Consider the following 16,214-nt stretch of genomic DNA (forward strand, 5'->3'; position numbering starts at 1 on the left):
GCTCAGCCGCGCACCTCGATGTTCGTGATCCCACCCTGGAAGTAGTTGCCGGACTCGGGCGGCAGCGAGGTCAGGTAGACCAGCAGGAAGCGGGTCTTGACCGGCTTGTCCAGTTTCATCACCGCGGTCCCGCTCGCTTTGCCAACCGTGGCGATCGTGGCCCAGTCGGCTTGCGAACGCATCGGTGCGGCGGTGACGGTCGCGTCGGCGGGAATGCGCAGCTCCACCGCGGTGCCCTTGCCGATCACGCTCACGCTGACCTGGCTCACGGTCTTGGTGCTGCCCAGGTCGAGGACCAGCCCGACACCGGGCTTGAGCCGGCCCAGCCGGGCGTCCCCGCGGTACCGCTCGGACAGCCAGGCGCTGTCGGGATCGTTGTCGATGGCGCGGGGCGCGAGACGTGCGTTCTCGTTGCCGCTGCCCCGGTCCGCGATCGGGTCGAAGTCGGTGGCCGACACGATCGGGATCACCGCCGCCACGCTCGGGCTGGACGTCGCCGGGGTGCGCCGAGCGCTCAGCTGGCTGACCGCGACCCAGACCAGCGAGCCGGCCAGAACCAGGCCGAGCAGACCGATGAGCAGCGCCAGGAACCGGCGCGGCGGACGTCCCATGCCGCCACGCTGCGGGGACGGCTGCATCAGCTGCTGCGTTCCGGTCCGCGCCGGCGGCGGGATCGGGGTGAACGGCTCGGTGCTGGGATCGTCCGCCTTGAGTCCGGGGAACTGCCACGGCTCGGTCGACTCGCCCTCGTCGCCGGCGTCCGGATCATCGACCAACGAGGCTGGAGACGCCGGAGGTGCGGCGGGCTCCGCTTCCGGGCTGGGCACGGGCACGGTGAACACCGACGTCCCGGACGTCTTGATCATCGCCACCGGCAGCCGCAACCGGCGCTCCAGATCGGGGGCGGCACTGGCCTGCCCCAGCACCGCACTCAGTTGCTGAGCGACCGCCCGGGCGGTGGTGATGCTGGTCTGCCGATTGCGCGGGTTCGGATTGAGGATGCGGTCGCACAGCGTGTCCAGCATCCGCGGGACGCCGGCCTTCACCTGGGCCGGCGTGAGGGTACGGACGCCGTCGCGCGGCGCGGCGCGCAGGCCGAAGCCGTCGCCGTCCGGCCAGCGGTTGACCAGGCAGGCGTAGAGCACTGAACCGAGCGCTCGGACGTCGGCGGGCTCGCCGGTCAGCGCCCGATCGTCGGGGTCGAGGGCAGCCTCGACCAGCAGGCCGACGATCCGGACGTTGCCGGCGGCGGTGATCACCACCGTGTCGGGGTTGATCCGTTCGTGGTAGAGGCCGCGGGTGTGCAGCGCGGCGAGCGCCTGCGCCAGCTCCTTGACGATCCACGCCGCCTCGACGGGGGACAGTGGTCCACCGGCGAGAACCTGCTCGAGCGAGGTGCCGGGGGCGTACTCGAAGACGATGTAGTGCTCGCCGCTGTCGAAGGCGCCGGCGTCCAAAACCCGCAGAAAGGCCGAATCGGGCGCGCCCGAGGCACGCTTGGCAACGCCGATCATCTCCTCGCCGCGCGGATCCTCCGCGGACAGCAGATGCATCAGGACGGCACGCGAGAGCCGCTGATCGAAGGCGCGCCAGGTAAGGGCACGGCCACGCCGGGCGAGCAACTCGTCCAACCGGTACCGCTCGCCGAGCACCTGGCCGACCAGTTCGGCGGCCGCGGCGTCATCGGCTTGGGCAGTGGGGTCGTCCGGATCGGGGTAGTGCAGCACGGCCTGATCGCCCTCGGGTTCGATGACGATGAACTGACCGGCACCGTCCGGGTCGGTGTTGATCTGCTCGGGTTCAGGTTCCGGCTCGGGGTCGTCCTCCTTGTCGGACGGCGAAGCCTCGGAACGAAACGGCTCGACCTCCTCGGCGACCTCGTCCGGCTGCCCGGTCACCACCGGATGCGGATTGCGGCGGCGCCGCAGCACGCCCAGCACCTGGGTGGCTTCACTGATCCGTAGCCGCTTGGCGGCGAAGAAGAAGGCCAGCACGGCCACGAGTGCGGCCAAGCCGAGGCCGACCAGGGTCAGCAGCGCCGACTCGAAACGGGTGAAGTACCAGGTGATCGCCCAGGCCAGCACGCCGCTGGGCACAGCCGCCACGGCCAGCTTGGCGAGATGGCGGATCAGGTCGCCGCCGTCCAGGCCCACCAGGCGTTTGCGCAACGCCAGATGCGAGAGCCAGGCGCCCAGTATGTAGGACAGGCTGTAGGCCAGCGCGAGCCGCGGCGCCACCGTATTCACGTCGTGCCAGGCCAGCATGAAGCCGACAGCCAAAGCGGTGTTGACGCCCGAGATCACCACTTGCAGCAGGAACGGCGTCCGGGTGTCCTCGAGTGCGTAGAAGCCGCGCAGGTACAGGTACTGAATGGTGTACGGCACCAGGCCGATGCCGAACGCCATCAGCGTCCAGGCCACGTAGTGGAAGTCGGTGGCGCCCTGTCCGAGGCCGAACGCGACCCGGGCGATGGGTTCGGCGAGAACGATCATTCCGATCGCCGCCGGCACCAGGAAGGTGACCGCCAACCGGCTCGCCCGTTGCACCTCGGCGGCGACACCGATCATGTCCTTCACGGCCGCCAGCCGGGACGCGTGCGGCAGCATCGCGGTGGCCAGCGAGACCGTCAACAGCGAATGCGGCAGCACCCAGATCAGATAGGCCTGGTTGTAGACGTTGCTGCCGGCACCGGAGCCGCCGACCACCGCCGAGGTGGCCAGCCGAGTCACCACGGCCTGCGCGACCAGAGTCAGCGCGACGTAGCCCATCATCCACTTGGCAAGGTGGAACGTGTGGCCCAGGCCGGTTCCCTTGAGATCCCAGCGGGGCCGGTAGCGGAAGCCGGTGCGCCGGTAGAACGGGATCAGGATCAGCGTCTGGGCGACGATGCCGAGAGTGGAACCGCCACCCAGCAGCAACGCCTGCTGGGTGCTGAACGGAGCCGACGTGTCGAGGCCGCCCCAGAGCACCGCGTAGAGACCGAGCACACCGATCTGCACCACGTTGTTGGCGATCGGCGCCCACATCATCGGGCCGAACGAGTCCCTGGCGTTGAGCACCTGGCCGATCAGGAAGAACGCGCCGTAGAAGAACAGCTGCGGCATGGTCAGGTAGGTGATGAAGACCAGCGACTGCCAGTGCGGCAGGCTCTGCCAGGCCGGATCGGTCCACAGCGTCAGCAGCCACGGCACCGCCGCCACCATCAGCATGGTGACCACGGCCAGTCCCGCCAGGAAGGCGGTCATCACCCGGTTGACGTAGGTCTGCCCGCCGTCGGAATCGTTCTTGATGGCCCGGACGATCTGCGGTACCAGCACGGTGTTCAGCGCGCCGCCGGCGAAGAGCATGTACAGCGTATTGGGGATCAGTGTGGCCAGGCCGAACATCTCGACCTGCCGGGTGCTGTTGCCCAACGCGAAGGCGAGCAGGATCGCCCGTCCGAAGCCGAGGATGCGCGACACCATGGTGCCCGAGGCCATCACGGCGGTAGCGGTCAGCAACCGCCGTCCGGTCGTGGCGGGGGCTTCCCGGCCCTCGTCGCTCAAAGCTCCTCCTCGCGTTGCTTGCGGCGCACCTGACGGATGCGCAGCGCAGTCGTCGCCACCAGCACGACACCGGAGACGATGACAATGATCCACCCGATCACGCCCAGGTCGGTGACCTCGACCGCGATCCGGGTGCTTTCGCCGATCGGTTTGCCCGAGGTCGTCCGCAGGCTCGCGGTCACGTTGACCAGGCCGTTCGAACTGGCTTCCGGACGGACGTTGATGGTTTGGCTCTGCCTGGGGCCGACGGTGATCGGAGCCGTGTCGGCGATGCTGATCCGTTGTGGGTTGTCCGAGGCGAAGACGACCCGGACGACGATCGGCTCGGTGAGTTCGTTGACCACGGTGACCGGGAACTCGTTGCTGCGCGACGACATCAACACCCGCGGACTGGCCGAGAGCCGGACGTTGTCGGCGAGCGCGTCCGATCCGACGGTGCTGTTGACCGCGGCCAGCCAGGGGCCGGCGCCGCTGCCGCCGATCCACGCGGTGGACACCAGTCGGCTCAGGGTGGACGGTTCGTCAACGGCAAGTTCGGAGTCCGGCACCAGGTCGCGGTAGTCGGCGAAATCGCCGGCGAGCGTGTTGAGCTGCCGGAACCGCGAAGCGGGCAGGGTGGTCGGCTTGGCGGGCAGCACCAGCGCCGCCGCCGGAACGTCGGCCGCGTCGTCGAGCAGGCTGCCCAGTGCGGTGCGGGTCAGCCAGTTCGGGCTGCTGGCGGCGTCCGCGGCGGCGGCGTCCGCGGTGTCGATCAACCGGACCAGCCCGCCACCCAGAATGGCCTCGGCGTACTGCCGCTGGGCGCGTTGCACCGGCCCGTCGTCGGCGCCAGGGCCGCCCGCCGTCGATGGTGGGGCGAGTCGCAGCAGGGTGGAACCGGACGGCCCGGGCGCGACCACCGGGCCGCGTCCGGCGGTGCTGACCGCGATCGCGTCGGCGTCCGCGTCGTGCAGCCAGGCCGGGGTGGATGGTCCGGCGACTCCGTTGTAGGGCAGGGCGACCAGGGGCAGGCTGCTCAGCTCGGGCACCGTGGCGGCCGCAGCCATGGAACGTTGCAGCACGCCGGTCGCCCGGTTCTTCTCGGCGCCGAGCACATCGGGGTTGGCGAACAGGGTGCGGGCGCCGCGATCCTTCGGCAGCGCGCGGAACCGTTGCAGCCAGGCCTGGGCGACCGCCTGCCCGGTGCCGGGCTTGGTCTCCTTGCCGTCGACGACGCTGTAGCCGTCGGCCATGTCGATGACCTCGTCGATCAGCGCCGGGTCGACCAGCCAGGACATGCCCGAGCGGCCCGCGACGCCGAGCAGGGTATTGAGCCGGCCGTTCAGTTCACCGAGCAGTCGTTCGTCGGCGAACACGTTGGGCCGCACCTTGGACGGGGCGGCCGAGAGCAGCACCACCGACGCCAGCGGCAGCCGCTGCTTGGGTTTGGTCACGTAGAAGGTGCGGGCCTGGCTGAGCACCTGGAAGTTGCTGGAGGCGTCCGCTGTGCCGCGGACCTGCACGCCCAACAGGTAGACGTTGCCCGGGTTGATGAAGCCCAGGTCGCTGAGCTTGCCGCGCACGGTGAACTCGGCTCGCGCTCCGGGGTCGAAGGCCTGGTCGGGAGCGGTGACGGAGAAGTAGTGGTCCGAGGTGCGGTAGAGCCGCACGCCCCAGGTCTGGGTCTGGCCGCTGAGCACCGAGTCGAACGCGGCCGGTTCGGTGATCGGATCGAGCGAACGCCACAGGATGGCCCGGACGCCGAACGCGGGCTGGGCGCCGATGTTGGTCACCGTCCCGCGCAGCACGGCGGTGGCCTTCTTGCCAGAACCGGTGGTGCGCAGGCTGGTGAGTTCCACCTTCAGCTGCGGCACGGCTGCCCGGGCGGGGGTAGCAGGAGCGACCAGCACCACGGCGACGGTGATCATCCAGGCCAGCACGAGCGCGAGCTTGGCCGGGAGGGTGCGGGTCACCGTCCCATCGTAGGGTGCGGGTCGCGCCCGATCCGGCAGGAGGCGAGCGGGCCCTCCCGGTAGAGTGTCGCGACGTGTCCGAGCCGACTTCTGCCCAGCGCGCCGCCCTGGAGCAATTGCGTACCTCGTCGGCCACGGTGACGAGGCTGGCGACGCTGTTCGCCGACGCCGGCCACGAGCTCTACCTGGTCGGCGGGCCGGTACGTGACGCACTGCTCGGCCGGACCGGCAACGACCTGGACTTCACCACCTCGGCGCGTCCGGACGAGATCGAACGGCTGCTGCGGCGGCTGACCAACGCGGTCTGGGACATGGGCCGGGATTTCGGCACTATCGGCTGCGCGGTGCCCGACGACCGAGCCCCGTCGAGCGGGTCCGCACCGGTCGAGGCTGCCGAAGCCCGCAGGCTGGTGCTCGAGGTGACCACCTTCCGCTCCGACGCCTACCAGGCCGACTCGCGCAAGCCGTCCGTGGTGTTCGGCGATCATCTCGGCGGCGATCTGGTGCGCCGCGACTTCACGGTGAACGCGATGGCGTTGGACATGGTGACCGGCGAGCTGCTGGACCCGTTCGGTGGCTTGGCCGATGCCGAGCAGGGGGTGCTGATGACGCCGTCGACCCCGGAGTTGTCGTTCAGCGACGATCCGTTGCGGATGATGCGGGCAGCCCGGTTCGCGGCCCAGCTGGGGTTCCGTCCGGCGCCGGGCGTGGTGGCGGCGATGACCGCGATGGCCGACCGGATCGCGATCGTGTCGGCCGAACGGGTCCGTGACGAGCTGGTCAAGACGATCATGGCGCCGAATCCGCGGGTGGGGCTGAACCTGCTGGTGGTGACCGGGCTGGCCGCCCACGTGCTGCCCGAGTTGCCGGCGCTGCGGATGGAGCGTGACGAGCACAACCGGCACAAGGACGTCTACGAGCACACGTTGACCGTGCTGGAGCAGACCATCGACTTGGAGCCGCGGCTCGGCGGCCCCGACCTGATCGCCCGGCTGGCGGCGCTGCTGCACGACATCGGCAAGCCGCGGACGCGCCGGTTCGAGCCGGGCGGCAAGGTGTCCTTCCACCACCATGACGTGGTGGGCGCCAAGATGGCCACCAAGCGGATGCAGGCGCTGCGGTTTCCCACCGACCAGATCAAGGCGGTGGCCAAGCTGGTCGAGCTGCACCTGCGGTTCCACGGCTATGCCGACGCCGACTGGACCGACTCGGCGGTGCGCCGCTACGTGCGGGACGCCGGCGACGAGCTGGAGCGGCTGCACGTGCTGACCCGGTCGGACTGCACCACCCGCAACGCCCGCAAGGCGGCCCGGCTGCGCACCGCCTACGAGCAGCTGGAGTGGCGGATCGACGAGCTGGCCAAGCAGGAGCAACTGGACTCGATGCGCCCCGATCTGGACGGCACCCAGATCATGGCGATCCTCGGCATTCCGCCCGGCCGTGACGTCGGACAGGCGTACAAGTACCTGCTGGAGAAGCGGATCGACGAGGGCCCGCTCGGCGAGGAGAAGGCGCGTGAGGCGCTGCTGGCCTGGTGGGCGCAGCGGCAGGCGTCCGACTGACTCAGGGGTGCCCGCCGTCGCGGTTGACGTCGGCCTTGGCCGGTTCGATGCCGTCGCGATCGGCCCACTGGAGCAGCTGGTCGATCCGGAACGATTCGTCGTCGATGCCGGCGTGCAGGTCGCCCAGGTCGGCGAACCGGGCCGGCACGGACGCCAGGGTGAAGTCGCGCGGGTCGAGGTCGTCGATCTCGTCCCAGAACACCGGGGTGGACACCGTTCCGGTCGGGGTGCCACGGACCGAGTAGGCGCACGCGATGGTGTGATCGCGGGCGTTCTGGTTGAAGTCGACGAAGATCTTCTTCGGATCGCGGTCCTTGCGCCACCAGACGGTGGTGGCGTCGTCGCAGCGCCGCTCCACCTCGCGGGCGAAGGCCAGTGCGGCCCGTCGCACCTCGCCGAACCCCCACTCCGGTTCGATCCGGACGTAGATGTGAAAGCCCTTGCCACCGGAGGTTTTCGGGTAGCCGGTGATGCCCAGCTCGTCCAGCACCTGGTGGGCGACGTGGGCCACCCGGCGAACGCCTGCGAAGTCGGCGTCCGGCATCGGATCGAGGTCGATCCGCCACTCGTCCGGCTGCTCGACGTGGCCGCGCCGGCTGTTCCACGGGTGGAACTCGACCGTCGACATCTGCACCGCCCAGATCACCTGGGCCAGCTCTGTGACGCACAACTCGTCGGCGGTGCGGCCGAACCGGGGGAACCACAGCTCGACGGTCTGCACCCACTCCGGTGCGCCGCCGGGCAGCCGCTTCTGGTGCACCTTCGGGCCGGCCAGGCCGTCCGGGAAGCGGTGCAGCATGCAGGGCCGCTCGCGCAGCGCCCGGACGATGCCGTCGCCGACCGCGAGGTAGTAGTCGACCAGGTCGTGCTTGGTCCAGCCCGTCTCGGGGAAGTAGACCCGGTCGGGATTGGTGACCCGGACGACCCGGTCATCCACCTCGATCTCGACAGCGGGACTGGGCATGCCTCGACGGTAGCGGTGCAGCGATGAGTTATCCACAGATTGTCGTTCGGCCGGCAGAGGTCGGTGCGAACTGTGGCTGGATAGCAGGATGGACCCGCACCGTCGCGCGCTAGAAGTGCTGCGCGTCAACGACGGAGTGCTCAGCTTCCGGAGGCATGCCCGGGCAACCATCAACACACTCCTCGCCGCCGAGTCGATCGTGCGGGTCCACCCGGGCGTGTTCGTCGATGCCGAGTTGCTCACCAGTCGGTTGACCCGATACGCCGCGGCACTGGAGGCACGCCCGGCCTCGGTGCTCTGGGGAGAGTCGGCGGTGGCCGCGATCACAGCCGACCAGAGCCCGTTCGGCCCGCGTGAGAAGATCCGGATCGCCCAGGCCGAGGCTGGTCGCCCGCCCTCGGGAGTCTCCATCCACCGCAGGCGGATCACGACGATCAGGCGATTCAACGGACTGCGCTGTCCGTCCGCGGCGCTGGTGGCAGTCGAAGTGGCACCGCGGGACAACGGCCGTGCCGCCGACCTATTCGTGCGTGAGGGCTTGGTCACTCCGGGCGAACTGATGGAGGCCCTGCCGGAATTCGACAACGGGCGGGATCAGCAGACCCGCCGTCGGATCATGGTGAGCTATGCCGACAATCCGTGGTCGGGCGGCGAGCGTGAACTTCAAAACGTGCTGCGGGCAGCCGGCCTCACCGGGTGGGTCGCCAATGTTGTGCTGCGCGTGGGTGGCTTCACCTACTACCCCGACCTGTTGTTCGAAACGGCCATGCTGATCGTCGAATTCGATGGTTTCGCGGTACACGGGACCCGGCAGGCCTTCGAGTCCGATCGGATCCGGCAGAATCACCTGGTGCTCGCCGGTTACCGGGTGCTGCGGTACACCTGGCGGCGCCTGCAAGATGATCCGGCCGGCATTGTGGCCGAAATTCAGGCTGCACTCGAGCGGTTCTGAGAGAGTTCATCAACCGGTGAATACAGATTCGCACACTCGTCCCATCCCCGAGGCATGATGAATCGGTTGAGCATCTTATCGAGTGTGCGGATCTGTATTCATCAATAGCCGAATTCCGTTCGGAGCCTCGTTCAACTCAGTGAGCCGTCGGGATTCACCCGGAATACGTCCACCTTCACCTCGAGGGTGGAGTTCTTCGCTTCGGTGAACACCACGCCCTTCAGCGGGGAGACGTCGCGGAAGTCACGCCCCCAGGCGGTGACGATGTAGCGGGAGTCGGCGAAATGGTCGTTGGTCGGGTCGAGGTCGATCCACTCGCCGCCGGGCACCAGCACCGAGGTCCAGGCGTGCGAGGCGTCCGACCCCTCCAACTTCGGCTGCCCCGGTGGCGGCGAGGTCTCGACATAGCCCGAGACGTACCGGGCGGGCAGGCCGATGCTGCGCAGGCAGCCCGCCGCCAGGTGGGCGAAGTCCTGGCAGACCCCTTTGCGCAGCTTCAGCAACTCGGGCAGCGTGGTGCGTACCGACGTCGCTCCGAGCTCGTACTTGAAGTCGCGATAGATGGTCGCGTACAGCGACTGCAGCGCGTCGCCGAGCGGACGATCGGCCCACAGGATGCTGTCGGCGTAGGCCCGCACCTCCGGGCCCAGCTCGACCAGGTCGGACGGCAGCAGGTACTCGGCGCGCTCCATCGGGTCGGCTTCTTCGGCGACCCGCGCTGTGGCGTCCGCGACCGTGAAGGCGTTGAGCGACTCCATGCTGGGCCGCGGCCAGGCGACGTCCACGAACGCGGTCTTGGCCACCACCAGCTCGCGGTGCGGCGTCCGGATCTCCACGTAGAAGCTGTGATTGCCGAAGTGATCGACGTGTTCGGTGAGCACGTCGGGGTCGGGCGAGACCGCCACCTCGTTGGACAGCACCTGCTGCGACCAGGTCTGGAGCGGACGCAGGAAGCCGCGCTCGTAGCAGGCCTCGACGTCGTCGTCGTAGCGGTAGATCGTCGAGTGCCGGACGCGGTACCGCCGCGGCGCGTAGTGATCGGGCGGTGCCGCCTCGGTGATCGGCTCAGTCATCGGCCACCTGCCAAGGGCTCGCCCAACCGGCGGTCTGCGGACGCCGCGGCGCCTGCCGGGAGAAGTGCAGCGAGGTCAGGTCGTCGGACAGCCGGCGGAAATCCTGCTCCAGTTCACGCAACCGGGTGGTCAGGGCTGCCGTCTCCAGCAGCTCCTCGGGCCGGACGGCGTCCAGTGCCTTGACCAGCGCGAGCGCCTTGGCCGCGGACGCCTCGTCGCCGAGCAGGGCCAGGTCGGCCGCCAGCGATTCGGCCTGGTACAGCACCGACCGCGGATTCGCCCGGTCGAGCAGCAGCAGCTCGATCGCCGACTCCAGCGCCAGCGTCGGACCGGTTCCGGCGGCCGCCCGGCGGCGGTGGGTGATGATCGACTCACCGGCCCGCAACACGCCTTCGACCACCAGATCCTCGACCTGCCGGTCTTTCGCCTCAGCGAAAGCGCTGGTCAGCACCGACAGGGTCAGCTGAGCCCGCTCCATCCGGCAGCCGGCGTCCAGGAACGCCCAGGACTCGTCGCGCACCATGCTGTGGGCGACGATGCCGGCGAACGCCAGCAACGACTCCAGTACGTCGGCCAGCAGCGGCTGCAGCTGGTCGTCGTCGTCCGGGGTGTCGTCAAGGGTCTGCTGCAGGCGTCCGAGCACCGACCAGGTGTCGACGCTGAGCAGATCCCGGACGTGCTGGGCGGCGTTGATCACCTGGGTCGCGCAATGCCGGACGGTGCCGGTGCGCGAACCGTCGAGCACCACCTGACGCAGGTAGCCCAGCGGCGAGCCGTCCTGCCGCAGCGACTCGGTTCCGCTCACCTGGGCCAGCGTCTGCAGCAGCGCTTCGGTGGCGCGGGCGCCCGGCGTCCGGGTGCGGCTGGAGTTGTCCTCGGCGAAGTCGTCGACCACCGTCAGTAGCCGCGCGGTGCCCTCGGCGCGTTCGGCGTAGCGACCCAGCCAGTACAGGTTGTCCACCACCCGGGGCGACAGCCCGGCGGACCGGGCGAGCAGCACCGGCGCCACCACCCGGTCGCGGGAGGTCGGGGTCAGCTGGTCGGCCTCGCTGGAGATCACCCAGACGTCCTTGGCCAGCGCGCCGCTGTAGTTGGAGACCGTGTGTTCGCCGACCCGGGCGGCCACCCGGCCCAGGCCGCCGGGCAGGAAGCGGTAGTCGTCGTCATGGGCGACGCCGAAGGCACGCAGCACGAACCGGCGCGGCTCCAGGCCGGCGCGGGTCACCACCGGAGCGGTGGAGAGGTGCATCCGTTCCTGGCCGCACCAGGCCCAGGGTTCGGCGGCGATCCGGGACGCCAGTTCGTCGCGTTCCTGCGCCGTCAGCTGCCAGCCGTAGCGCAGCGCACCCGACGCCCGCGAGATCGGCTTGATCACCAGGTTCTCCAGGTTGGCCAGCACGTGGGAGCGGTCGGCGTCGCGTCCGCACCACCAGGTGGCCGGCATCGGCAGCCGCAGTTCCTCGCCGAGCAGGGCCTCCGCGGCAGCGTTGAGGTGGGCGGACAGCCCCGGGTTCTCCAGGACGCCGGCGCCGATCGGGTTTACCACGGCGACGGTCCGGTTCCGGGTGGCCTCGATCAGGCCGGGAATGCCGAGTTGTGAGTCACCGCGCAGTTCCAGCGGGTCGGCGAAGGCGGCGTCCACCCGGCGCAGCACCACGTCGACCTGCTCCAGCCGGTCGCCGGCCCGCAGCCACACCTTGCCCCGGTGCATCACCAGGTCGTCGGCCTCGACCAGCGGAAAGCCGAGCAGGGTCGCCAGGTAGGCCTGTTCGAACGCGGTCTCGCTGTTCGGCCCGGGGGTGAGCAGCACCACCCGCGGCGGTTCGGTGGCGGACGGCGAGGCGTCCTGCAGGGCGGCGGTGAAGGTCTGGAAGAAGCCGCGCAGCCGGGCCAGCGGCATCGACCGGTGCACACCGGCCATCACCCGAGAGATGATCCGCCGGGTCGCCATCGCATAGCCGGGGCCGGACGGCGCCTGGGTGCGGTTCGAGATCACCGTCCAGCGGCCCTCGGGGTCGCGGCCCAGATCGGTGGCGGCGATCACCAGCTGGCGGCGTCCGGGTGCGCTGATGCCCTCGGTCTGCCGGATGTAGCCGTCGTGGGCGAGGATCACCTCGGGCGGGAGCACCCGGCGCCGGAGCAGCTGCTGTTCGCCGTACAGGTCGCCCAGGACCAGGTCGAGCAGCCGGGCCCGCTGCCGCAGCCCTGCCTCCAGGTCGGCCCACTCGGTGGCGCCGAGCAGCACCGGGATCGGGTCGATCGCCCAGTTCCGGCTGCCGGTCAAGCCGGTGCCGTAGGTGACGCCCTCGTCGGCGGCGAAGGTGCGGGCCTCGGCGCGGGCCGCCTGCAGCCCGGCCATGCCCATCGCGTCGACGGCGGCGCCGAGCGCGGCCTGGTCGGCGCGCAGGCCGGTCGAGGTGACCAGTTCGTCGATCACGCCGGGACGCAGGCGTGCCCGGTAGTCGTCGAGCACGCCCGATTCGACCGAAACGGCTGCGGACATGGGGCTCACCTTAGGGGGACGGCCACCCGCCGGTGCGGTCGCGCCAATCCGTGGCTACGTCGGACCGGTGCGGGGATCCCGGCGTTCGCCGGGATGACGGATGGCTCAGTGGTTGCCGGGGGAGTAGCGGCGCAGGTCGAGCGTGCAGGGGTATTCGGTGCCCATCGGACCCGACAGCGCCTCGGCCGCCGGCCAGGAGGACGTGTCGACCGAACCGGCGGTGTGCCCGTGGGGCTGGAACCGGGCGGCTCGGCGTGACTCCGCCTCGACCGCGTTGACCGGGTAGGTGTCGTAGTTGCGGCCACCCGGGTGCACCACGTGATAGGTGAAGCCGCCCAGCGATCGGTCGTTCCAGGTGTCGACCAGGTCGAAGACCAGCGGCGAATGCACTCCCATCGTCGGGTGCAGCGCCGACCACGGCGCCCAGGCCCGGTAGCGGACGCCGCCGGCGAACATGCCGACCGTGGACGGCTCGTCGTCGCCGCCCAGCGCGGTGCCCCAACCGCCGTTGGCGATCGGCGTCAGCGGCACCGGGACGCCGTTGCAGGTGACCACGTGCCGTCCCTCGATGAAGCCGGACGCCGCCAGCTGCACCCGCTCGACCGACGAATCCACGTAGCGGGCGGTGCCGGTGCCGGTGGCCTCCTCACCGAGCACGTGCCAGGGCTCGATCGCCTGCCGCAGCTCCAGGTGGACGCCGGAGATCCGGGTCTCGCCGAGCCGCGGGAAGCGGAACTCCAGGAACGGGTCCAGCCAGGCCGGGTCGAACCGGACGCCGGGCGCGGCCTCGGACAGCCACTCGTTGACGTCGGCCACCACTTCGCGCAGATCGGACGCCGCGAAGGCCGGCAGCAGGAACCGATCGTGCAGCCGGGTGCCCCAGCGGATCAGCCGGCCCCGGTAGGGACGGGCCCAGAACATCGCCACCAGGCAGCGCACCAGCAGCGCCTGGACCAGTGCCATCCGGGCGTGCGGCGGCATCTCGAACCCACGCAGTTCCAGCAGGCCGAGGCGTCCGCGCTGCGAGTCGGGCGAGTACAGCTTGTCGATGCAGAACTCGGAGCGGTGGGTGTTGCCGGTCAGGTCGGTGAGCAGGTGCCGCAGCAGCCGGTCGGTGTTCCAGGGCAGTGCCGGGCCGCCCCACGGCGGCGCGAACTTCTCGGCGTCCGCGGTCACCCGGTCGAGTTCGGCGAACGCGATCTCCATCTCGTACAGCGTCTCGAAGCGGCCCTCGTCGAACCGCGGCGCCTGCGAGGTGGGGCCGATGAACCGTCCGGAGAACACGTATGACAAGGCCGGATGATGCTGCCAGTAGGTGATCAGCGAACGCAGCAGGTCGGGCCGGCGCAGCAGCGGGGAATCGGCCGGGGTCGCGCCGCCGAGGGTGAAGTGGTTGCCGCCGCCGGTGCCGGTGTGGGTGCCGTCCAGGTCGAACTTCTCGGTGGCCAGCCGGGTCTGCCGCGCATCCTCGTACAAGCTCAGGGTGAGGTCGCGCTGCTCGGCCCAGTTGCTGGTGGGCTGGGTGTTCACCTCGATCACGCCCGGGTCGGGGGTGACCGACAACGTCTTGGTGCGCAGGTCGAACGGCAGCGGATAGCCCTCCAGGACGACCGGCAGCTCCACCGCGGACGCTGCGGTCTCGATCACGCTGAGCAGTTCCAGAGCGTCCTCCAGCTTGGTCAGCGGCGGCAGGAAGACGTAGAGCCGGCCGTCCCGCTCTTCGACGCACAGGGCGGTGCGCGGCGAGTCGGCGATGTCCTGGATGACGGCCTCCGGCGGCTCGCCCTCCACGATCAGTGGCAGCAGCCCGGTCATCTCCAGCGCCGAGCGTTCGGGTTCCTCCGGCGGTTCGCGCCAGCTCAGCGAGGACAGCGGCAGCCGCAGGCCCATCGGTGAGGTGCCAGGGGTGAGGAACAGGTGCCGCCGTCGCGGCCGCCATTGCGCGGTACCCCAGCAGCCCTCGTCGGTCAGCCGGAACACCGGCACCACCCAGCCCCGCGGGCGACCGGGGTCCTGGTCCAGCTCGGCGACCTTGGCGGCGCGCGCCTCGGCGTCGGCCAGCGCCGGATCGTCCGGTTCCAGGTCGGTCGTCGGCCGCTCCTCCCCGAGCGGGCGCTGCGCCTCGGCCAGCAGGTCGGAAAGTGCGTCCTCGTAAGCCGGTACCACGTGCCCGCTGGGAATGCCCAGGCCACCGGCGATGTAGGCGGCCAGATCCCGCACCCCGGTCTGCGCTTCCGCCGAACCGGGTTCGACGCACGGCTCGTCCCACGGGTTGGCCAGCAGCGAGCGGTCCTCCCAGATCGGGATGCCGTCGGTGCGCCAGGTGATCGCGATGTTCCAGCGCGGCAGATCCTCGCCCGGGTACCACTTGCCCTGACCGTGGTGGACGACGCCGCCCGGCGCCCAGCGCTGCTCCAGCCGGGCGGCCAGTTGCTGGGCCAGCACCCGCTTCTCCGGGCCGTCGGCGGCGCCCTCCCACTGCGGGGTGGCGGTGTCGTCGGCGGAGACGAAGGTGGGCTCGCCGCCCATGGTGAGCCGGACGTCGCCCGCGGCCAGCAGTTGGTCGACCCGCTCGCCCAGAGCGTCCGCGGCCGCCCATTGGGCGTCGGTGTACGGCTTGGTGACCCGCGGATCCTCATGCACCCGCTGGACCGTGTTGGAGAACGCCATGGTCACCTCGACCGGCGCGGTGGCTCCGGTGATCGGCGCCGCGGACGACGGGTGCGGCGTCGCTGACAAGGGAATATGGCCCTCCCCGGCGAACAGCCCCGAGGTCGGGTCGAGGCCGATCCAGCCGGCGCCGGGGATGAACACCTCGGCCCAGGCGTGCAGGTCGGTGAAGTCCTCGGTCGGTCCGGACGGCCCGTCCAGCGCCTCCACGTCGGAGGTCAGCTGGACCAGGTAACCGGAGACGAACCGGGCCGCCAGACCGGCCTCGCGCAGGATCGACACCAGCAGCCAGGCCGAGTCACGGCACGAGCCGAGCGCCTTGGCCAGCGTGGTGTCCGGACTCTGCACCCCGGGCTCCATCCGGACGGTGTAGGCGATGTCGGCCTGCAGCGCGGTGTTCACCGCGACCAGAAAGTCCACCATGCGTGGCCGTTCATCACCGGTCAGCGCGGCGTAGGGCTCGGTGATGTGCTGCTGCACCCACTGCCGCACCAGCGGACCGGGACCGCCGTCGGCAGATTCGTCGACGCGGCGCAGGTAGGGCTCCAGGTCGGCGCGCAGGGCGTCCGGATAGGCGAAGGGGTAGCGCTCGGCGTACTCCTCGAGGAAGAAGTCGAACGGGTTGATCACCGTCATCTCGGCGACCAGGTCGACGCAGATGTCGAGTTCCTTCACCGGCTCGGGAAACACCAGCCGGGCCAGGTAGTTGCCGAACGGATCCTGCTGCCAGTTGATGAAATGCGTCCGCGGAGACACCGTCAGCGAGTAGGCGGCGATCGGCGTCCGGGAATGCGGGGCAGGTCGTAGCCGGACGGTGTGCGGGAACACCTGCACCGGTTCGGCGAAAGAGTAGGTGGTGCGGTGTTCGAGGGCTACCCGGATCGTCACTTGCGTGAATGTACTCGGCGGGTGCCGCACCGGTCACCCACCTGAGGCCGCCGAAACCTCACTGAAACGCGGACAGGGTTCACCGGTAATCTGACCGGGTGACTT

8 protein-coding genes are annotated in these 16,214 nt (G+C 70.1%); 2 read left to right on the forward strand and 6 right to left on the reverse strand.

Annotation, left to right across the window (positions count from 1 at the left end):
* Nucleotides 1-2: 2 nt before the first annotated feature.
* Both murJ and Q0066_RS09100 read right to left on the reverse strand, forming a co-directional pair.
* On the reverse strand, nt 3-3,545 hold the full coding sequence (murJ, locus tag Q0066_RS09095) for a murein biosynthesis integral membrane protein MurJ (protein WP_298132189.1): 3,543 nt from the start codon (nt 3,543-3,545) through the stop codon (nt 3-5).
* Complete coding sequence (locus Q0066_RS09100) at nt 3,542-5,497, reverse strand: DUF6049 family protein (protein ID WP_298132191.1); 1,956 nt, start codon at nt 5,495-5,497, stop codon at nt 3,542-3,544. Before Q0066_RS09100 ends, murJ begins: the two co-directional genes overlap by 4 nt.
* A gap of 107 nt (nt 5,498-5,604) precedes the next feature.
* Between Q0066_RS09100 and Q0066_RS09105 the strand changes: the two genes are divergently transcribed.
* A complete protein-coding gene (locus Q0066_RS09105; protein ID WP_298132204.1) occupies nt 5,605-7,059 on the forward strand; it encodes a CCA tRNA nucleotidyltransferase in 1,455 nt (484 codons plus the stop codon).
* Nucleotide 7,060: 1 nt separating this feature from the next.
* On the opposite strand, the gene ligD is transcribed toward Q0066_RS09105, so the two are convergent.
* Nucleotides 7,061-8,023 carry a non-homologous end-joining DNA ligase gene (gene ligD / locus Q0066_RS09110; RefSeq protein WP_298132193.1) on the reverse strand — a complete coding sequence of 321 codons (963 nt, stop codon included), beginning with the start codon at nt 8,021-8,023 and terminating at the stop codon, nt 7,061-7,063.
* A gap of 88 nt (nt 8,024-8,111) precedes the next feature.
* Between ligD and Q0066_RS09115 the strand changes: the two genes are divergently transcribed.
* Nucleotides 8,112-8,975 carry a DUF559 domain-containing protein gene (locus tag Q0066_RS09115; RefSeq protein WP_298132194.1) on the forward strand — a complete coding sequence of 288 codons (864 nt, stop codon included), beginning with the start codon at nt 8,112-8,114 and terminating at the stop codon, nt 8,973-8,975.
* A 131-nt stretch (nt 8,976-9,106) separates the two neighbouring features.
* On the opposite strand, the gene Q0066_RS09120 is transcribed toward Q0066_RS09115, so the two are convergent.
* The 3 genes from Q0066_RS09120 to Q0066_RS09130 form a co-directional block, all read right to left on the reverse strand.
* Nucleotides 9,107-10,048 carry a transglutaminase family protein gene (locus Q0066_RS09120; RefSeq protein WP_298132196.1) on the reverse strand — a complete coding sequence of 314 codons (942 nt, stop codon included), beginning with the start codon at nt 10,046-10,048 and terminating at the stop codon, nt 9,107-9,109.
* Nucleotides 10,041-12,551, reverse strand: a complete 2,511-nt coding sequence (locus Q0066_RS09125) for a circularly permuted type 2 ATP-grasp protein (protein WP_298132197.1) — start codon at nt 12,549-12,551, stop codon at nt 10,041-10,043. The genes Q0066_RS09120 and Q0066_RS09125 overlap by 8 nt, the downstream gene beginning before the upstream one ends.
* A gap of 105 nt (nt 12,552-12,656) precedes the next feature.
* The gene (locus tag Q0066_RS09130; protein ID WP_298132198.1) at nt 12,657-16,109 is read right to left on the reverse strand and encodes a transglutaminase family protein; all 3,453 of its coding nucleotides are present in this window, start codon (nt 16,107-16,109) and stop codon (nt 12,657-12,659) included.
* Nucleotides 16,110-16,214 lie beyond the last annotated feature (105 nt).

Source organism: Micropruina sp. (genome assembly GCF_027492755.1).
Lineage (GTDB): Bacteria > Actinomycetota > Actinomycetes > Propionibacteriales > Propionibacteriaceae > Micropruina.

Coding starts and splice junctions, on each gene's coding strand:
- Q0066_RS09125 (WP_298132197.1), bottom strand. CDS start 12,551: ATGTCCGCAGCCGTTTCGGTCGAATCGGGCGTGCTCGACGACTACCGG.
- Q0066_RS09115 (WP_298132194.1), top strand. CDS start 8,112: ATGGACCCGCACCGTCGCGCGCTAGAAGTGCTGCGCGTCAACGACGGA.
- ligD (WP_298132193.1), bottom strand. CDS start 8,023: ATGCCCAGTCCCGCTGTCGAGATCGAGGTGGATGACCGGGTCGTCCGG.
- Q0066_RS09120 (WP_298132196.1), bottom strand. CDS start 10,048: ATGACTGAGCCGATCACCGAGGCGGCACCGCCCGATCACTACGCGCCG.